Origin of the sequence: Microbacterium istanbulense (genome assembly GCF_037204145.1) — a bacterium.
In the GTDB taxonomy this organism is placed as follows: Bacteria; Actinomycetota; Actinomycetes; order Actinomycetales; family Microbacteriaceae; genus Microbacterium; species Microbacterium istanbulense.
In genome coordinates this window covers 183,497-201,396 of the sequence record NZ_JBBDGN010000001.1, presented here as the reverse complement: position 1 = coordinate 201,396, position 17,900 = coordinate 183,497, and the positions used below count along the sequence as shown (strand labels likewise).

Below are 17,900 nucleotides of genomic sequence, written 5' to 3'. Positions count from 1 at the left end.
TTCAGACGGTGAAGGCTTCGGTGTGGATGCGCGCGGGCGGAAAGCCGGCCGCGCGGAGGTCGGCGACGACGGCATCCATCCAGGGGATCGGGCCGCACACATACGCATCGAAGGGGGCGACGCCACCGGTGAGGTGGCGGATGACATCGGCACCCGTCCAGGCCTGATGGCTGGCAGGGATCCAGGGGGAGCCGCCCGTCGCCCGCGGGCCGGGGAGGGCGATGTGGCTGAGGCCCCGGGTGCGGACGAGGTCGGCGATCTCGGCCTGCCGGAGCCCATCGGCCGCGGTCGTATCGCGGGTGATGAGGATCGCATCGCCGGCGGCCCATGGTTCGCCCTCGAGGATCGACATGAGCGGGGCGACCCCGGCGCCAGCGCCGATCATCAGCAGTTTGCTTCCGGTGCGGGCGCCGCCGGTGAGGTGCCCGTACGGGCCTTCGACGAGCACCCGGGTGCCGGGGCGGAGCCGGGCGAGGCGCTCGGTGCCGTCACCGGCGAAGCGTGCCGAGATCGTCAGGCCGTTCGCGGTCGGCGCGGCCGAGAGCGAGAACGGATGCCCGCGGGTCCAGCCGGCCCCATCAAGGAAGCGCCACACGAAGAACTGGCCCGGTCGCGCGTGGAGGCGGTGCAGGGCTCGCCCGGTCATGCGCACGGTCACGCCCCGTGCACCGTCGGCGACGACGCCGGTGACGCGGATGCCGTGTCGCCAGGATCGCCACAGGGGCGTGACGATGCGGAACACGATGACGGCTGCCGCGGCGGCTGCCCATGCGCTCCACCAATACAGGGTCGCGGCGGGGGAGGAGAGGAAGTCCGCGCCGGTCCACAGCTGGTGAGGCAGGGCGAGGCCGACCCCGAGGTAGGCGTACAGGTGCAGCAGGTGCCACGACTCGTAGCGCAGGCGGCGGCGGGCGCGGCGGATCGAGGTCACCACGACGAGGATGAGCAGCAGGGTTGCCGCTGTCGCGAGCAGCATGCCGGGGTAATTCCAGATGAAGTCCCACAGCTGCACGAGCGGGTTGATGCCGGCGGATGCCGCATACCCGGCGACGAGCAGGGCGATGTGGGCGAGCATGAGCCAGAACGACCAGAAGCCCACGAAACGGTGCATCCGCGTGATCGCGTCGCGGCCGAAGCCGCGCTCGAACAGCGGTACGCGCGCCATGAGCAGCACTTGGTAGAGCAGCAGGTTGGACGCGACGAGGCCGGTCAGGCGGCCGAGCGTGGTGAGCGACTCGGCGTTACCGGCGAGCAGGTCGGTGATGCCGCCGCCGGCGACCCAGAGGGCGGCGACGAACAGGCTGCTGAGCCAGATCACCGCGGTCGCGCCGGCGTTCCAGAGGGCGGTGCGCGACCGTGGCGCGGCGGGGCGGTACCCGGTGGGGGCGGGGGCCGGGGGTGCGTCGATGATGGCCATGGCCCCATGGTTCGCCCGCGTTTCTGAGACAGCTCTAAGAAAGCGGATGCCACAGGAAGCCCATAGGTGGCTCTTGGTGTTCTTGCGGTGGGCATTCTTCTATTAGAACAAAAAGACGAGGAAAAGTCTTGTCTTTGTCGTAACTTTGTTCTAAACTAGAGCTATGGACGAGGTCGACCCCTTCGGTATCGAGAAGCGTGAAGCGCTGCTCGATACCTGGGTGCAGACGCGACAGCGCATCGCCGCTCTGGAAGCCGAAGCAGCGCGACTGCTCTGCGAGCGGTGGGAGCTCGCAGAAGACGACATCGCTGACGCTCCGGTGCATCGCGATGCCATACGCCGTTCGATGATCGCCGAATACTCTGCTGCCGGACGGGTGTCGAAGGGCTCGATGGAGTACGCCTTCGCCGACGCGCTGCACGTGCACGATCTGCCACCGGTCGCCGAGGCGTTCGCGGCCGGTGAGATTTCCGCGGCTCACGTGCGTGAGATCGTGCGGTCTGCAGATGTGATCCGCGAAGCGGTGGCGACGGCCATGGTGCCCGCATCCACCCTGCAGGACTATGCCGAGGCCGTGCTCATCGTCGCCGCCCACGAGACCCCGGCGCGCACCCGCGTGCATGCCCGACAGGTGGCGTCGGTCCTGGCCGAGTGCAGCGTGAGCGAGCGGCATCGGCAGGCGATGGATGAGCGTGCCGTGTCGGTCCGTCCGGTCGGCGACGGCCTGGCGCTGCTGACCGCCGTGCTGCCGGAGTATCTGGCCGTGGCGATCCACGACCGGCTCACGCAGTTGGCGCGCACCGTCACCGACTCCCGAAGCCGGCAGAGCACGACACCGGCGCGCTCGCCATGGATGCGCGATGATGACGATCTCGAGTGGCTGCGCGACCTGCCGCCCGAGATGATTCCCGACGAGTCGGCCGACTCCTTCGGCACGCCCGCGGGGTATGACCTGCCGCCCGAGGCTTTTCCGGTGCCGTTCGACGCCGACTATGCGTTTCTCGGCGACGCGATCTTCAGCCTCGGCAACACGTTCACGACCGACCCGTTCGGAGCGCAGGAGCACGACGCGCGCACCATGGACCAGCTGCGGGCAGATCTGCTCTCGGACCTTCTGCTCACCTCCGATCCCACCGCGCACGGCGACGGGCTCGACGGCATCGCCGCCCGCGTGCAGGTGACGATCGCCGCCACCACGCTCGCCGGTGCGGATGACCGGCTGGCGCAGCTCGACGGACACGGGGCACTCCACCCCGACATCGCTCGAGACATCGCCGCCCGCAGCGGCGGGTGGACCCGCCTGTTCCTCGATCCGGCCGGTCAGATCACCGCTACCGACACGTACAGTCCCACCGAGCAGATGAGACGCCGGCTACGCGCCCGCGACGAACACTGCCGCTTCGTCGGATGCCTCGCCCCGGTATGGCGCTGCGACATCGACCATCAGCACGACCATGCCCGCGGAGGACCCACCGCGATCGAGAACCTCGCCCACCTGTGTCGGGCGCACCATGTGCTCAAGCACCCCGATATCCCCGATGCGCATCGGTGGACGGCGACACAGGGGGAGGGCGGTGTTCTGCACTGGCGCAGCCCGCTCGGGCGCACCTACACCGATCGGCCGACCGCGCGGGTCATGTTCGTCTGAGCTCCTGATCAGTGCCCGGCGTGCGGGCCGATCGTGGACTGCAGCGTCGGTGCATCCGCCCCGGGCACGTACACGGTCGACAGCGCCGGTGTCACCAGCGCCGCGATCAGTGCCGCTCCCGTCACGACGCCCACCGCCGCCACCCACGGGCGGGAGGATGCGGCATCGTCTTCCGTGGTGCGGGTCGCGTGCTGCCTTGCGGAGCGGGTCGCATCCGGGCCTGTGGCACGGGTGGCGTGCTGGTCCGTGGCGCGGGTCGCATCCTGCCTTTCGCTGCGGGCTGCCGCGGCGGCGGCGACGAGCGTGAGCAGCACAGCGGCGGCCACGGCGAGCGGCGAGGCCCCCAGGGCCAACGCCCCGCCGCTCACCCCGATCGAGGCGAGAGCCCCGACCGCGCCGGCGCGAGGCGCCACCGGACGCCCCGCGCGCAGCCCCAGCGCTCCCCAGAGCAACTCCGCCGCTCCGCACAGCAGCAGTCCCACCGCGACCGCCGCCGCGACGCCCCCGGTCTCCTCCGCCGCGAGCAAGACCGACGCCCCCAGCGACAGGTGCAGCAGGCCGCTGCCCCAACTGGCGAGGGCCGGCCACGTTCGCGTCAGAAGCGCCATCGGCTCAGGCCCGCACCGGGCGTTCCGCCGACCGGTCGGCACTCAGGCCAACCGCGAGCAGCACCAGAGCGCTCGCCAGGTGCAGGAAGTGGTCGAAGGTGTTCAGCGCGAGCACGTTCGCCGCGGTCCCCACCAGGAAGAAGCCGACGATGCCCAGCAACAGGTACGCGGCTCCGACCACCGTGTTGGCGCCCTTGGCCGCGCGCACCGACGCGAGACCCGAGACGAGCAGCGCCGCACCGATCAACAGGTGCGCGACGTTGTGTGCCGGGTTCACCATGAAGATGCCCAGCAGCAGTCCGCCCTCGGTGGCGAGGAACGACACGCCTCCGGTCACGGCGAAGCCGAGCAGACCGACGACGAGGTAGACGGCGCCGAAGATCACGGCGACCAGACGGTTCGGGGATGTACGCATGGCGTCCTCCTTCTCTCAGTGCGCGGCAGGATGCCGCTCAGGATGTCTTCGGAACACATCCGCGATCGGATGGGAATCACGATCCGGCTACTCTGAGGTCACCCGTCCACCGAGAGGACCGACCCATGGCACGCTGGCGCATCCGGGACTACCACGCCGACGACATCGACAGCATCCTGCGCCTGTGGGAGCAGGTCACCGCCGAGGGATCCGAACCCGTCTACAGCCTCTCCGAGGTGCTCACCTCGCTCGCGAAGGACCATGCCGTCGTCGCCGTCGTGGGCGAGCAGGTCGTCGGCGCCGCCGTCGGACGCGCCGCCCACGCCCAAGGGTGGGTCGTCTTCCTCGCCACCGCCGCACCCATGCGCGGCGCCGGCATCGGCTCGTCTCTGCTCGCCGCGCTCGAAGCGCGCATGGCACCACACGGCATCTCCAAGCTCTCGGCGCTCATGCCCGCCGCCGAGACCCGCACCGGCGCCTTCGAGCGACAGGGCTTCGCTCTCCAGCAGGACCTGCACTACTTCGAACGCCACATCCCCGTGCAGCGTGAAGAGCTCAAGCTCCTCGCCGAGCTCGGCGGGCGCGTGCTGCCGCGCGGACTGTGGGATGCCGTCGGCGGCATGAACACCGAGAAGGGACTGCTCGAACGCCGCGTCGTGCTCCCGCTCGCCGAATCCGAGCTCGCCGAGCGCTTCGGTGTCGTGCCTCCGCGCGCGATCGTGCTGTTCGGCCCTCCCGGCACCGGCAAGACCACCTTCGCCAAAGCCATCGCCTCGCGGCTGGAGTGGTCGTTCGTCGAGGTCTTCCCGTCCCGGCTCGCCGCACACCCGGGCGGGCTCGCCGGCGCCCTGCGCGAGACCTTCGCGACGATCGCCGACCTCGAGCATGCCGTCGTCTTCATCGACGAGGTCGAAGAGATCGCCTCGCACCGCCAGGGCGAGCCGCCCTCGCCCACGCAGGGGGTTACGAACGAGCTGTTGAAGATCATCCCCGCGTTCCGCGAGCAGCCGGGGCGCCTGCTCATCTGCGCGACGAACTTCATCCGCTCCCTTGATGCCGCGTTCCTGCGGCATGGCCGCTTCGACTACGTCATCCCGATCGGCCTGCCCGACCGTCAGGCCCGCGATGCCATCTGGCGCCGCTACATCCCCGAGGCGGCCGTCGACATCGACGTGCCCACCCTCGTCGAGATGACCGAGGGCTTCTCGCCCGCCGACATCGAGTTCGCCGCCCGCAAGGCCTCCCAGTCCGCCCTCGAGAACGCGGTCGACTCCCGTGCCGACGAACCGGCCGGCCCGTTCATGGATGACTACACCGCCGCCATCGCCGGCACGCGCGCCACCGTGTCAGCCGAGGTCACGGCCGACTTCCTCGAAGACATCGAGACCGTCGGGAGGCTGTGAGTTCAGCCCTTCAGCTGCGCGGCGAGATCGTCCGACTCCTGCTGAATGACATCGACCGTCACCAGGTCGGCGGCGTCGTCGATCAGCACTTGGGTCCACTCCTGCAGGGCATCCGCGGCGACCCCCGAGTCGACCAGCTCCTCCTGCAGCGTCTCCTGCGCCTCGGCGTACAGGGCCGCGAACTCGTCCGTCGCGAGGAACCGCTCGACGAGGATGTTCGACCGGCCAGCAGGGCCGCCGCCCGTGGGTCGTGTCGGCATCGTGCTGTCCGTCGGAGCCTCCTGGGCGCCCGGCGCACCGGGCATCCCACCATCACCCGCCGGCGGTGCCCCGTCGCCACCCCCGAAGCCACCGGCCCCGCCAGGGCCGCCGCCACCCGGCGACGCGCCGAAGGCGAGGTTGAGGTCCCAGTTCACGACCGTCATCCGCTCGGTGGCCGGGTCGTAGTACAGGTACGAGTTGTTGCCGGGGCCGTCGATGTCGTCGGTGTTCTGCACGAGATCCTGAAAGGCGAGATAGGTGGCGAACGCGTCCACATCGAGCCGATCGGCGAGCCCGGCCGCGAACTCGTCATCGCTCGACTCGTTCACCCACTGCAAGAAGTCGATCAGCGGGGTCAGGTCGCTCTCGCCGCCCTCCTGGTCGAACCCGTCGGTGTAGGCGGTGGCCTCGTCGCCGCGGTAGCTGTAGTCGCCGCCGGCCTCGGCCTTGTAGAGCAGGCCGTCGCCGAGCTCTGCCTGCATCCAGGCGTCGTTCGGGTTCTCGATCACCAGCCGCAGCGTCTCATCCGAGCCGTCAGCCGAGAACCGCACCGCGATCGCCTGCTCGCTGGCCAGCCCCGCCGCATCCAACAGCTCCAGCGCGAGCGCCTCGTTCAGGGCCGTCTCGGTGCTGTTCCCCCGCACGACCAGTTCGGTGGTGCCCTCGTGGTTCTGCCCCTCGACGAACTTGTCGAGGCGGATGACCCAGGGCAGATCCTCGGGGTTCTCGGCGGAGAGTTCGGCATCGGCATCCGTCGACAGCGCCCGCAGCGACGAGTTGCCCTTCAGCTTCAACCCGGCGTTCTCGTAGGTCACGCCGTCGATCGTCACCGTCGCCGAGATCCACTCCTTGGTCTCTGAATCCAGATACGTCTGAACCATCGCGTCGTACGCATCCTGGTCGAAGTCGATCGTGATCTCGTGCACGCTCCCCGAGTCCCACAGACCGGATGCCGCGGACGCACCGTCATCGGCCGTGGCCGTCGCGGTGCACGAGGTCAGCAGCAGGGCGAGGGTGGTGGCGGCGCCGGCGGCGGCGAGGGCACGAGCGCGAATGATCTGAGGCATGCTCCCAGTGCATGGCGTCCGGCTATGCCGATTCGGTGGACTGCTGAGCAAACAGGTGAGAGAGCGTGAGGGATCCGCTGGGACGCCTCAGCCGCCACAGGTCTCGAACACGTAGGCATCGTCGCCGCGCATCGTGAGTTCGCGGTCGCGCAGCACGAGGGACGCCGGGGAGTCGGGGTCGTCGCACATCTCCGCGAACGGCCGCGGCAGATTGTCGGTGTACTCGATGTCGATCACCAGGTCGCCATACACCTCCGTGTACGCGGCGCACTCGCCATACGCCGCGCACTCCTCCGCGACGACGAAGTCGAAACCGGCCTGCTCGCGCAACAGGGCCGCATCTTCGGCGGCGTTCTTCTGTGCGGACGCAAGCCCCTGCGCGTGCGCGGTCTGGACGAGCAGCGTGGCCAACGCCAGATTGTCGTCGCGGCTCAGCGCGCCGCCGGACCGCGTGTAGGAGTCGAGGTTGTCGAACTCGACCGCCGCGTAACCGTCGGCGGCGCAGCCGGCGATCCACGGTGCCAGCATCGTCACGATCTGCTCGCGCGCGGCGGCAGTTGACGTGTCGAGCAGCACCTCGTCGGGCCAGTCCGGGTCGATCACGCGCTCGCCGCCACGGTGCAGCAGCACCTCTTCCGGCCAGTCATCCGCCTCGCCGGGCTGCGTCTGGAAGCCGTTCAGATAGCAGATCGAGTACACCCCCGCGGCAGGCGGATCGGTGCGGTCGCGCGCGACGATGCCGACGCCGGGCGCCGGATCGTAGGCGCCACCCAGCTGATAGTCCGGCACGGCGCCCGCCGGTGGCAGCGTGAGGGGCGTCGCCGACGGCGGAGCGGATGCCGGCCCTGCGGTGCATCCACTGATCAGCCCCAGCAACAGCACGGCGACGGCTGCGGCGGCAGTCCGCACCCGGGTCATCCTTTCGCCTTCGCGCGATAGCCCGACGGACTCACGCCATGCAGGCGACGGAAGTGGCGCGAGAAGTACAAGGGGTCGGCGTAGCCGACAGCCGTCGCCACCTCGGCGATCGAGGCATCCGTCGTGTCGAGCAGCGCGCGCGCCCGCGTCATCTTCACCGAGGTGTGGAACGCCGCCGGGCCCCCACCTGTCGCCCGCCGGAACAGCGCGCTCAGGTGCGAACCCGACACCCCGACCAGGCCCGCCAACTCGCCCACGGAGATCGTGCCGTCGATCCGATCCTCGAGGTACCGCATCGCGCGCTCGAGCGCCGAGCCCTCGGCAGGCAAGCTGCTGTCGACCGCGATCCGAGTGAGCAGCTGCCAGCCGAGACCGGATGCCGCCACCAACGCCGCCGGCGACAGTCGGTGCTCGAGCAGCCCGACGATCTCGTCGAACAGGGCGATCGCCCGATCCAGGGACTGCATCCGCGTCACGGGGCGTGACGTGCCCAGTACGGGGCCGGTGAGCTCGGCGACGTCGCTGCCGCGCAGATGCACCCACCAGATCGTCCACGGGTCATCGGTCGACGCCCGGTACTCGTGCGGCGCCCCGGCGGGAATCACCGCGCACTGCGCTCGGCTCACCGTGTGCCAGACCCCGTCGAGCAGCACGGCGCCCTCGCCGGCGGTGCACAGCAGCACGATCGTCTCGTCGACCCCTCGCGCCCGCACACGTCGGTGACCGGCCGCGTGCGGAAAGTAGCCGGCATCCGTCACGGTCAGTCGACGGGTGATCGGATCGTCCAGGGCGGCGCGCACCTGGGGTTGCGGAACGACACACAAGCGTTGCCCGGGGAACCCGTCCGCGCGATAGTGCGACGCACCATGCAGCATCGAATCGTCCATGAACTCCCTCGTTCACACCATACCCGTGAGGGGATTGCGTGCCTACGGTGAGAACCATGCAGACTCCCGAGAAGATCGTGCTGCCGGACGCCCCCGCCGACCTGCAGGCCGTGCTGGATGCCGGCGGCGCGGTCGCGTGGTCGGAGCCTGTGTCGATCCGCACCTACGAGACCGGCGCACCCAGCCCGTACCCGATGTACCTCGACCGCCGCGTCTATCAGGGATCGAGCGGCGCGGTGTACCCGCTGCCGTTCATCGAGTCCATCGCCGATGAACCGATCGTCCGCGACTGGCAGGCTATCCACCTCGAGAACGCCTACCTGCGGGTGATGGTCATGCCCGAACTCGGCGGCCGCATCCACATCGGCTACGACAAGACCACCGGCTATGACTTCTTCTACCGCAACAACGTCATCAAACCCGCCCTGGTCGGCCTCGCCGGGCCCTGGATCAGCGGCGGCGTCGAGTTCAACTGGCCACAGCACCACCGCCCCGCCACCGCCCTCCCCGTCGACACCCAGATCGAGCACGGCGACGACGGATCGGTCACGGTGTGGTGCGGTGACCACGACCCGTTCGCCCGCATGTCCGCCCAGCACGGGGTGCGCCTGAGGCCCGACAGCTCCGTCATCGAGCTCGTGGTGCGCCTGCACAACCGCACCGACGAGCGGCAGACGTTCCTGTGGTGGGCGAACGTCGCTGTCCGCGTGAACGATGACTACCAGTCGTTCTTCCCCGAAGATGTGCGCTTCGTCGCCGACCACGCCCGCCGCGCCCTGACCGCATTCCCGGCCGCCGACCGCCCCTACTACGGCGTCGACTACCCCGCCCGCGCCGCCGAGCGCCCTGGCGCCGACCGCATCGACTGGTACCGCAACATCCCCGTGCCCACCTCGTACATGATCGTCGACTCGCACGACGACTTCTTCGGCGGCTACGACCATGCCGCCGGTGCCGGCTTCGTGCACTGGGCCGAGCGGCGGATCTCCCCGGGCAAGAAGCAGTGGACCTGGGGGGATGCCCCGTTCGGGCACGCCTGGGACGACCAGCTCACCGACGGCGACGGCCCCTACGTCGAGCTCATGGCGGGGGTGTACACCGACAACCAGCCCGACTTCAGCTGGCTGCTGCCGGGGGAGACGAAGACGTTCACGCAGTACTGGTACCCGATCCCCGCGATCGGCCCGGCACACCAGGCGACGACGGATGCCGCAATGCACGTGCACCGCGAGGGAGACGCGGTCACCGCCCACGTCGCCGTCACGTCCCCGCAGCCGGCGGCGCGGCTGCGCATTCGTGTGGGCGGCGTCGTCGTCGCCGAGCGCACCGCCGACCTCATGCCAGGTGTCCCCGCGCGGGTGGCCGCCGCCGTACTCGCGGACGACCCGCTGGCGGTGGAGGTATGCGATCGTGACGGCCACGTGCTCGTCGCGTGGGCGCCGACGGAGGTGGCAGGCGACGAGCCCTGGGTCGCCGAGGAACCGCCGCTGCCTGCGCAGATCGATACCGTCGACGAGCTGTACCTCACCGGCCTGCACCTGCACCAGTACCGGCATCCGACCCGTTCCGCCCTGGACTACTGGCACGCCGCGCTCGCGACCGACCCCGGTGACGTGCGCACGAACCTCGCGCTCGCCGACCTCGACTACCGCGCCGGGCGCTACGGCGAAGCGCGGGAGCGGGTCGAGCGGGCGTTGGCGCGCCTCACCCGTCGCAACGCCAACCCGCAGGATGCCGCGGCCTATCACCTGTACGGCCTCGTGCTCAGCCGCCTCGGCGAGACTATCGCCGCCGAGCGAGCCTTCGGCATGGCGGGGTGGGACGGCGCCTGGGCGGCCGCATCCGGACTCCCGCTGGCCCGTTCACTCGCCGCACGCGGACGCGACCGCGACGCCCTGCGTGTGCTCGACACCCTCGACGGGGTGGTCGCCGCCGATGCCCGCCGCCCCGCGCTGCGCGCCATCCTGCTGCGCCGACGGGGCAGAGCAGTCGAGGCCGACAGCATCCTCACGGCCGCGCTGCGGATCGACCCGCTCGATGCGACCCTGCGCGCCCTGGCCGACCCCGCTGTCGCCCTCGACGCGGCGACGCTTATCGACGTCGCGCACGACCTGCGCCTGGCCGGTGAGACGGATGCCGCCGTGGCCCTGCTGCGCCGGGCGGCCTCGGCAGCATCCACGACCGCAGGCAACCTGGCGCCCCTCGCGCACTACCTCGCCGCCGCCACGCTCGATGAGGCAGGGCGCGCCGCCGAGGCCGCCACCGAGCGTGCCGCGGCCCGCGCGGCCGACCTCACCCTCGCCTTCCCCGCGGGCCTCGACGCCCTCGATGCCCTGCAAGCCGCTCTGGCCGCCGACCCGGACGACGCGGTCGCCCATCATCTGCTGGGCATGCTGCTCTACGCCAACGGACGCCAGGCCGAAGCCGCCGCGCACTGGCAGGCGGCCATCGCCGGGGGGATGCGGCACCCGGTGCTGCTGCGAAACGCGGCCGTCGCCGCATACAACATCGCCCATGACGACGCCCGCGCCTGGGAGCTGTACGCACTGACGCTCGCCGAGGCTCCCCATGACGCGCGGCTGCTGTACGAACAGGATCAGCTCGCCATCCGCCTCGGTCACAGCACGAGCGAACGTCTCGCCCGTCTCCGGCCGCTGCGTCAGGTCGTGCTCACCCGCGATGACCTGACGATCGCCTACGTGCGACTGCTCGTTGCAGAAGAGGAGGCTGAGGAGGCGCTCGAGATCCTCACGACCCGCGCATTTCACCCGTGGGAGGGCGGAGAGGGACAGGCGCTCGCCGCCTGGGATGCCGTGCACGACGCACTGGGCCGGGACCGCGCCGAGCCGCCGGCCACGCTGGGCGAGGCCCGTTCGCCGTTCACCCCGCCGGCCGCCGTGCGCGACGACGGGGTCACCGACTACTTCGCCACGTCCCTCCCCGAACTGCTGCTGTTCACGCGCTGACAGCTCCGCCCGCCTGCTGACGTGCCGCGGGCGGGCGGAGCGCCATCAGCCGAGCAGAGTGTCGCCGATGAAGCCGTGCTCGGCGCAGCCCGGCGGAATCGCGAACACCGCCGAACCGATCGGCGTCGTCCACTGGTTCAGCAGATCGAGCTCATCGAGCCGCCGCTGCAACGGCGTGAACTGACGAGCGACATCGGCCTGGAACGAGACGAACAGCAGACCCGAGTCCGAGACCGCATCGCCCGCCGGCGCCGCGTCGTAGTTGTACGCGCGACGGAAGATGCGCTCGTGCGGGTTGTCGGAACGGGAACGCCGCAGGTGCGCGAACACGGGGATCACGGGGAAGCCCAAGCGGTTCTTCGCCTCCAGATCGGGTTCGTCGTGCTCGGAGGTGCCGGTCAGCGGTGCGCCGGTGTCGAGCGTGCGCCCGACTGATGCCTCGCGGCCATCCCGGTCGAGCTTGTCCCAACTGTCGAGATCCATCCGGATGCGGCGGATCACCGCGCTCGTGCCACCGGTCAGCCAGCCCTCGTCCGACCACACCACCCGATCGAAGTCGGCTGTGCCCGGCTGGGGGTTGCTCGTGCCGTCGACCTGACCGAACAGGTTGCGCATGGTGGTGCCTGGTCGCTCGGTGCCGTGCGCGCGACGGAACCCCGGTTGGCTCCACCGCACGGTGGTAAAGCGCCGGGCATCCTTCAGCAGCATCCGCGCGGCATGCGCCACCGTGAGCGGGTCATCGGCGGCGATCTGCACCAGCAGGTCGCCGTCAGAGAACGCGGGCTGCAGCCGGTCGATACTGAATGCGGGCAGCGGCGCGAGCCAGGCGGGCGCCGGTCCTCCGGCACGGGCGACAAGCGCTGGCCCGAAACCGAACGTGACGGTCAAGCGAGCGGGCGAGACCGCCAGCTCCGGTTCGGTGTCGGCCAAGGCGGGCCGGCCCTGCGTGAGCCGGGCGGCGTCGTCGGTGAGCAGCCGCATGAGCCGCCCGAGGTCGGCGCGATCGACGTCTGCGCGCAGATCCAGTCCCAGAAACAGGGCATGGGCCTGTGCGTCGGTGGCGATGCCCGCCTGGTGCGCCCCGAAGAACGGCACCCGCTGCTCGCCGTGCGGCGGCGCCGTCGGTGCCGGTTGCTCGGCACCGAGCGCCTGGACGGCCAGTATCCCGCCGGCCGCCCCCGCGGCCACGCCGATCCCGGCGGTAGCCCCTCCGAAGAGAAACTGCCGCCGGGTGGCGCGGCCGACGCGAGTGTCGTCGGCAGAGGGCATCAGTGCTCCATGCCCTCGTGGTCGCCCTCGTACTCTTCCTCGGCGCCCGTGAAGTCCTTCACCGGAGCGGTGACGTCGAGCGTCGAGCCGTCGGAGAACTCCAGCGTCACGGTCACCTCGTCACCAGCCAACAGAGGGGCGGCGAGCTCCATCAGCATCAGGTGGTTGGCACCGGGCTCGAGCGCAAAGTCGCCGGCGGCGGGGATCGTGAATCCGTCTTCAACCTCGCGCATGACCATCGCGCCGGAGTCATCGGCGGTGGTCTCGTGCAGTTCGGTCATGCCAGCGGCGGTGGTCGAGGCCGCGACGAGCGTGACGTCGGTGTCCGCCTCATTGATCAGCACGCCGAAGGCGGCCGTCATACCCTCCTCGGCCGACTTCACCCAGGCGTCGTCCAGTGTGATCGCATCGGCGGCGGGCGCGGATGCTGCGGGGGCGGGCGTCTCGGCATCCGCCGCCGTGCAGCCGGCAAGGCCGAGCGTGGCCACCGCCAGCAGGGCGGTGACACGGATGGAGGTGGAACGGACGGTGGAACGAGTGGACATGGCTGTGCCTTTCACAGGTGTGTGCCGCCGCGCGTGCGGTCGACGCGTGTCGTCAGCGCGGACGACGCGGAATCGTGTACAGGCGCGCGCGAAGAGCCGGGCGCGCCGGTGTGCTCGCAGTCGGGCTCCGAGCGCCGCCCGCAGAACGCGGGCGGCCGGTGATTCAGACGCGGAAGGCGGGCGGGCCTCGTCGGCGCAGCAGGCGCACCGGCACATCGAGCGGCACGGCGTCGATGACGAGCGCGAAGGTGAGGCGGCGTCGCGCAGACGGACGTTGAGCGAACAGCACCACGCCGAGGCGGCCGCGCAGCCACGCCATCGTGTGACCGGCCAGATCGCGCAGCGCCACGAGCATCCGCTCACCCCGGTGCAGGGCCGCGATCGTGACCAGCGCGGCGGCCACGTGCCCGGTCCACATCTGCGGATCGGCGACGAGTGCACCGGCGGCGGGCATACTCATCGGCAGACCATGCACGTGCCCGAGCTGTGTGTTCGGGGTGATCGCCCCCAGCACGAACAGCGCGTGAAAGAGAAACTGGCTGCTGGCGACCGAGATGCTCAATCGCACGACCGACAGGCGCCGACCGGCGAGCACGATGCACACCATGAGTGCGAGCACCCACGGCACGAGCACACCGATCAGGCCGGGAACGTCGCCTCCGGCGAAGACGTGCCCGGCCAGTGCGACGAAGATCGCGAGCGTCGCTGCAGCGAAGCCGCGGACGACCGCGGGGCGACGGGAGCGGGACACGATCCCATTCTGTCAGGCCGCGGGCACCGCTCCCGTCTGCGTCGGAGCGGCCGGCCGACGGATGCCGATCCACGACACTGCTCCGCCCAGCGCCATGAGTGCGGCGGTCACCCAGGCCGCATTGTGGAACCCGCCGAGGTCGAGTGTGCCGCCGACGATCGTCGACAGCATCGCCACCACGAGCAGGCCCGCCACACGCGAGACGGCGTTGTTGATCGCCGAGGCGATGCCGCTGCGGCGCTCGTCGACCGCGCCGAGGATCGCCGCAGTCAGCGGGGCGACCGTGAGCGAGAGGCCCAGGCCCATCACGATCATCGCCGGCAGCACCTGCCACCAGTACGAGAACTCTTCCGAGACGGTGAGCAGCAGTAGCGCCCCGACCGCCATCAGCAGGGGGCCGACCGTCATGAACATGCGCGGTCCGTGGCGTCCGGCCCACCCACCCGCGCGCGAGCTGAGCAGGATCATCAGGATCGTCAGGGGCAGCGACGCGAGCCCCGCCGCCGTCGCGCCGAGCCCCGCCCCCTGCTGCAGGTAGACACCGATCACGAAGCCGTTCAGTGACAGAGCCGCGTAGATGAAGAGAGTCGCGAGGTTGCCCCAGCCGAAGTTGCGGATGCGGAACAGATCCAGCGGCATGAGCGGATGCTCCATGCGGCCCTGTCGCACGAGGAAGGCGGTGAGCAGCACGATGCCCGTGACCCCGGGAATCCAGATGCCCGGTGCCGTCCACCCCTGATGCGGCTGCTCGATGAGCGCGAACACGAGAGCACCGAGCCCGACCGCGCAGAGGATGCCGCTCCACCAGTCGATGCGCACCCCGGTGGGGCGGTCGACGACGCCGAGGCGGGGGAGCAGGAAGAGCGTCACGGCGATCGGCAGCACATTGATGAGGAACACGAGCCGCCACGAGGCGTAGTCGACGAACAGCCCGCCCAGCAGCGGACCGGCCAGTTGCGCTCCCGTGGTGAATGCCGTCCACACCCCGATCGCCCGCGCCTGCACCTCGCCGCGCATCATCGCCGTGATGAGGGCGAGCGAGCTGGGCACGAGCAGGGCGCCGGCCGCTCCCTGCAGAGCGCGCGCGATGATGAGGATCAGCGGGTCGGGGGCGGCAGCGACCGCGATCGAGGCGATGCCGAACGCGATCAGACCGATCCGCATGATGCGCACCCGCCCGTACGCGTCGGAGAGCGACCCTGCCAGCAGGATCAGCGCACTGAGCGTGATGAGGTAGGCATCCACCACCCACTGCTGCGTCGTGATGCCGCCGCCGAGCTCGCGGCTGATCGCGGGGAGGGCGACGGTGACGACCGTCCCGTCGAGGAAAGTCACGAACGATGCCAGCACGGCGATCGTGACGACGAGTCTTTGGATGCTGCTCAGCGGGGCCACAGCGAGAGGGTACTCCGGGCATCCCGCACGGCTGCGCTTTTGCCCATCGACGCCGGCGTCCGTGCGGACTACTCTGGCCGCAGGCGGGTCTCCTGCCCGCTCTTACCTCCGGCGGAAGCCGATGACGAAAGCGGTGCGCAATGGACTCGATGATGATGGACGCGATGTCGAAGGACATGTCGCAGATGCCCGGCATGGACATGATGGACATGTCACTCATGCAGGCCTGCATGGATGCCTGCGCCGCGTGTGAGCAGGCGTGCACCGTCTGTTCGACGCAGATGATGGACTGCGGCCCCGCCTGCATGAACTGCGCCGACATGTGCAACACGATGATGCGCTCGATGATGCGGATGCAGGGCATGACGCCCGCGACGATGATGGCGATGCTGGATGCCACGGTCGCGATGTGCCAGTACGCCATGGACAAGTGCATGGAGCACGCTGACCACAGCGAGATCTGCCGGATGTGCGCTCAGGCGTGCAAGGACTGCATGGACGCGTGCGCGGCGATGCGCGAGTCGATGATGAAGATGGCGTCCTGACCGCTCAGGACACCTGCACGTTGTACTGAACTCGACCCACCGCGAGCACGCCATAGGCGGTGTGCACGGCGACGGGGGTGCCTGGCGTGGCCTCGAGGGCGGCAGCGCCGGCATTCCACAGGCTGTGCTCGTCGCCGTCGAGGGTGCGCACCACCACGGTGCCGGATGCGGCATCCGCCCGCGTCACGATCGCGTCCACCCAGCCACGAGGCGTGGCCGATGCCATCCGCGCCTGGATCAGGTGCAGGGCGTGACCGGGGGCGAACGAGGAGCACACGTCTCCGTGGTCGCACATGCAGGCGACACGCTCACGCACCTCGAGGGGCGAAAGGCGGGTCGGCTGGCTGGTCACGATGCTCTCCTGACGGTCGGTGTGCATCGAGAGTACGTCTGTGCGGATAAGCCGCCAACAGTCGCCGACATCTGGCGCAACACGGCGCCGCGGCGGCGCGGGTCAGGTCGTCGGGGTCACCCGAACCCGCCGAGCAGCGCGATGCACGGGCCGATGAAGAGCAGCCAGGATGCTGCGGTGATGATGAGCACCCCCGTTGTAGCCGCACGTGTGCGGGGGAAGAACATCAGCACAGCGCACGCGAGCACGACGACCGCATACGGCCAGAAGAACGCGAAGAAGCCATAGGGGCCTGTGAAGCTCGCGGTGGCGAACGCCAGGATGATCGCCACGATCTGCACGGCGACGCCGATGCCGAGACCGATGGACAGCCAGGCCCCGAAGCTCAGCGGCGTCCGCGGCGGGGGAGCGAACGGCTGTCCCTGACCGTTGCTCACCGTGTAGCCGGGCGCCGGCACCGCATAGGGCGGACTCGCGGGAGGTGTCGGAGGCGGGGTCGGTGGCAGAGATGGCGTGCCCACGGAGGGCGGCGGGGGCGAGACAGGCGGGGGTGGGGGCGAGACAGGAGGGGGCGGCGGCGGGGTGGCGTCGTCGTGCGGGTCTTCGGGCGTGCTCATCGTGCATCCGTCCTTTCGGTTGTCACGGGCAGTGAAACGGCGGTCTGGGCCGAGGCCGGTGGTCGGTTCGCGTGAAAGCGCCCGGTGCGCAGCATCCACCACAGCCGGCCGAGCAGCAGCGGAATCGTCAGCAAAAGAAACAGCTGGGGCCGGGTCAGGCCCAGCCAGGCGACGTCGTTGCCGCGCACGAACTCGACGAAGAACCGGAACAGCGCATACGCGGCGATATAGATGGTGAGCGTCTCGCCGGCGGCGATGGGACGGTGCCGCAGCCAGAACCACAGCACGCAGAACGCCAACAGATGGAAGGCGATCTCGTACACGAAACTCGGGTGCAGGGCCACGCCAGCCTCCGCGCCGACGCGCTGCGCGGCCTCGGTGTCGAGCACGATGCCCCACGAGGTCCCAGTCGGGGTACCCGGCTCTTCGGTGAGCAGGCATCCGATCCGGCCGATCACCATCGCCAGCGCCACCGCGGGGGCGAACAGGTCGCCGGTGCGATCGGGGTAGCGACAGATCTTCTTCGCCACATGCACCCCGAGCCAGGCACCCACGAGGGCCGACAGCATCGAGGCGTTGCCATAGGCGAGCTGATCGACCAGCGAGAGATTCTGCGTCGGGTCGAGGTGCTGGGCCCACGTGCCCAACCGCGAGAACACGGCGGCACCGACCAGGGCGCCCAGCACGAGATAGGCGACGCGGTGGTCGGTCACACCGCGCCGCCGTTTCTCGATGACGAAGACGATGCCGGCGGCGAGCAGCCCCAGCGCCACGAACACCCCGTGCGTCTCCAGTGGCGGCAGCCACGGAAGCAGATCGGACAGGGTCGGGAACAT

At 70.1% G+C, this 17,900-nt stretch carries 17 protein-coding genes; 4 read left to right on the top strand and 13 right to left on the bottom strand.

What is annotated here, in order from left to right; genetic code table 11:
* Window position 1: 1 nt before the first annotated feature.
* Window positions 2–1,417 (bottom strand): ferredoxin reductase family protein, encoded by a 1,416-nt coding sequence (locus WDU93_RS01020; protein WP_337316462.1) that lies wholly within the window; start codon window positions 1,415–1,417, stop codon window positions 2–4.
* A 163-nt stretch (window positions 1,418–1,580) separates the two neighbouring features.
* Here WDU93_RS01020 and WDU93_RS01015 point away from each other — a divergent pair, with 163 nt between their 5' ends.
* The gene (locus WDU93_RS01015; protein ID WP_337316461.1) at window positions 1,581–3,065 is read left to right on the top strand and encodes an HNH endonuclease signature motif containing protein; all 1,485 of its coding nucleotides are present in this window, start codon (window positions 1,581–1,583) and stop codon (window positions 3,063–3,065) included.
* Between the two features lie 8 nt (window positions 3,066–3,073).
* Here WDU93_RS01015 and WDU93_RS01010 read toward each other — a convergent pair whose 3' ends face one another.
* A complete protein-coding gene (locus WDU93_RS01010; RefSeq protein ID WP_337316459.1) occupies window positions 3,074–3,673 on the bottom strand; it encodes a hypothetical protein in 600 nt (199 codons plus the stop codon).
* Window positions 3,674–3,677: 4 nt separating this feature from the next.
* Entirely contained in the window at window positions 3,678–4,088 is a 411-nt protein-coding gene (locus WDU93_RS01005) for a DUF4383 domain-containing protein (protein WP_337316457.1), read from the bottom strand.
* A gap of 125 nt (window positions 4,089–4,213) precedes the next feature.
* Between WDU93_RS01005 and WDU93_RS01000 the strand changes: the two genes are divergently transcribed.
* The gene (locus WDU93_RS01000) at window positions 4,214–5,491 is read left to right on the top strand and encodes an ATP-binding protein (protein WP_337316455.1); all 1,278 of its coding nucleotides are present in this window, start codon (window positions 4,214–4,216) and stop codon (window positions 5,489–5,491) included.
* 2 nt (window positions 5,492–5,493) lie between these two features.
* Here the strand turns inward: WDU93_RS01000 and WDU93_RS00995 are convergent, their stop codons facing one another.
* The 3 genes from WDU93_RS00995 to WDU93_RS00985 form a co-directional block, all read right to left on the bottom strand.
* Window positions 5,494–6,819, bottom strand: a complete 1,326-nt coding sequence (locus tag WDU93_RS00995; RefSeq protein WP_337316453.1) for a CotH kinase family protein — start codon at window positions 6,817–6,819, stop codon at window positions 5,494–5,496.
* Window positions 6,820–6,906: 87 nt separating this feature from the next.
* The gene (locus tag WDU93_RS00990; protein ID WP_337316451.1) at window positions 6,907–7,737 is read right to left on the bottom strand and encodes an endo alpha-1,4 polygalactosaminidase; all 831 of its coding nucleotides are present in this window, start codon (window positions 7,735–7,737) and stop codon (window positions 6,907–6,909) included.
* Window positions 7,734–8,624, bottom strand: a complete 891-nt coding sequence (locus WDU93_RS00985; protein WP_337316449.1) for an AraC family transcriptional regulator — start codon at window positions 8,622–8,624, stop codon at window positions 7,734–7,736. Before WDU93_RS00985 ends, WDU93_RS00990 begins: the two co-directional genes overlap by 4 nt.
* Window positions 8,625–8,680: 56 nt before the next feature.
* Between WDU93_RS00985 and WDU93_RS00980 the strand changes: the two genes are divergently transcribed.
* Window positions 8,681–11,590 carry a DUF5107 domain-containing protein gene (locus WDU93_RS00980; RefSeq protein ID WP_337316448.1) on the top strand — a complete coding sequence of 970 codons (2,910 nt, stop codon included), beginning with the start codon at window positions 8,681–8,683 and terminating at the stop codon, window positions 11,588–11,590.
* A gap of 45 nt (window positions 11,591–11,635) precedes the next feature.
* Here the strand turns inward: WDU93_RS00980 and WDU93_RS00975 are convergent, their stop codons facing one another.
* The 4 genes from WDU93_RS00975 to WDU93_RS00960 form a co-directional block, all read right to left on the bottom strand.
* Complete coding sequence (locus tag WDU93_RS00975; protein ID WP_337316446.1) at window positions 11,636–12,859, bottom strand: Dyp-type peroxidase; 1,224 nt, start codon at window positions 12,857–12,859, stop codon at window positions 11,636–11,638.
* Window positions 12,859–13,404: a copper chaperone PCu(A)C gene (locus WDU93_RS00970; protein WP_337316444.1), complete on the bottom strand. Its 546-nt coding sequence runs from the start codon at window positions 13,402–13,404 to the stop codon at window positions 12,859–12,861. The genes WDU93_RS00975 and WDU93_RS00970 overlap by 1 nt, the downstream gene beginning before the upstream one ends.
* A gap of 163 nt (window positions 13,405–13,567) precedes the next feature.
* Window positions 13,568–14,155 (bottom strand): hypothetical protein, encoded by a 588-nt coding sequence (locus WDU93_RS00965; RefSeq protein ID WP_337316442.1) that lies wholly within the window; start codon window positions 14,153–14,155, stop codon window positions 13,568–13,570.
* 12 nt (window positions 14,156–14,167) lie between these two features.
* Window positions 14,168–15,550 (bottom strand): MFS transporter, encoded by a 1,383-nt coding sequence (locus WDU93_RS00960; protein ID WP_337316440.1) that lies wholly within the window; start codon window positions 15,548–15,550, stop codon window positions 14,168–14,170.
* 185 nt (window positions 15,551–15,735) lie between these two features.
* Between WDU93_RS00960 and WDU93_RS00955 the strand changes: the two genes are divergently transcribed.
* A complete protein-coding gene (locus WDU93_RS00955) occupies window positions 15,736–16,095 on the top strand; it encodes a four-helix bundle copper-binding protein (protein ID WP_337316438.1) in 360 nt (119 codons plus the stop codon).
* A 4-nt stretch (window positions 16,096–16,099) separates the two neighbouring features.
* On the opposite strand, the gene WDU93_RS00950 is transcribed toward WDU93_RS00955, so the two are convergent.
* The 3 genes from WDU93_RS00950 to WDU93_RS00940 all read right to left on the bottom strand — a co-directional run bounded on the left by WDU93_RS00950 (window position 16,100) and on the right by WDU93_RS00940 (window position 17,900).
* Complete coding sequence (locus WDU93_RS00950; RefSeq protein ID WP_337316436.1) at window positions 16,100–16,447, bottom strand: hypothetical protein; 348 nt, start codon at window positions 16,445–16,447, stop codon at window positions 16,100–16,102.
* A 116-nt stretch (window positions 16,448–16,563) separates the two neighbouring features.
* Window positions 16,564–16,884, bottom strand: a complete 321-nt coding sequence (locus tag WDU93_RS00945) for a hypothetical protein (RefSeq protein ID WP_337316433.1) — start codon at window positions 16,882–16,884, stop codon at window positions 16,564–16,566.
* A gap of 176 nt (window positions 16,885–17,060) precedes the next feature.
* Window positions 17,061–17,900 (bottom strand): prolipoprotein diacylglyceryl transferase, encoded by an 840-nt coding sequence (locus tag WDU93_RS00940; RefSeq protein ID WP_337316431.1) that lies wholly within the window; start codon window positions 17,898–17,900, stop codon window positions 17,061–17,063.

What these genes read in the sequence shown, in the direction of transcription:
- WDU93_RS01020 (WP_337316462.1), bottom strand. Translation starts at nt 1,417, where the DNA reads ATGGCCATCATCGACGCACCCCCGGCCCCCGCCCCCACCGGGTACCGC.
- WDU93_RS01015 (WP_337316461.1), top strand. Translation starts at nt 1,581, where the DNA reads ATGGACGAGGTCGACCCCTTCGGTATCGAGAAGCGTGAAGCGCTGCTC.
- WDU93_RS01010 (WP_337316459.1), bottom strand. Translation starts at nt 3,673, where the DNA reads ATGGCGCTTCTGACGCGAACGTGGCCGGCCCTCGCCAGTTGGGGCAGC.
- WDU93_RS01005 (WP_337316457.1), bottom strand. Translation starts at nt 4,088, where the DNA reads ATGCGTACATCCCCGAACCGTCTGGTCGCCGTGATCTTCGGCGCCGTC.
- WDU93_RS01000 (WP_337316455.1), top strand. Translation starts at nt 4,214, where the DNA reads ATGGCACGCTGGCGCATCCGGGACTACCACGCCGACGACATCGACAGC.
- WDU93_RS00995 (WP_337316453.1), bottom strand. Translation starts at nt 6,819, where the DNA reads ATGCCTCAGATCATTCGCGCTCGTGCCCTCGCCGCCGCCGGCGCCGCC.
- WDU93_RS00990 (WP_337316451.1), bottom strand. Translation starts at nt 7,737, where the DNA reads ATGACCCGGGTGCGGACTGCCGCCGCAGCCGTCGCCGTGCTGTTGCTG.
- WDU93_RS00985 (WP_337316449.1), bottom strand. Translation starts at nt 8,624, where the DNA reads ATGGACGATTCGATGCTGCATGGTGCGTCGCACTATCGCGCGGACGGG.
- WDU93_RS00980 (WP_337316448.1), top strand. Translation starts at nt 8,681, where the DNA reads ATGCAGACTCCCGAGAAGATCGTGCTGCCGGACGCCCCCGCCGACCTG.
- WDU93_RS00975 (WP_337316446.1), bottom strand. Translation starts at nt 12,859, where the DNA reads ATGCCCTCTGCCGACGACACTCGCGTCGGCCGCGCCACCCGGCGGCAG.
- WDU93_RS00970 (WP_337316444.1), bottom strand. Translation starts at nt 13,404, where the DNA reads ATGTCCACTCGTTCCACCGTCCGTTCCACCTCCATCCGTGTCACCGCC.
- WDU93_RS00955 (WP_337316438.1), top strand. Translation starts at nt 15,736, where the DNA reads ATGCCCGGCATGGACATGATGGACATGTCACTCATGCAGGCCTGCATG.
- WDU93_RS00940 (WP_337316431.1), bottom strand. Translation starts at nt 17,900, where the DNA reads ATGTTCCCGACCCTGTCCGATCTGCTTCCGTGGCTGCCGCCACTGGAG.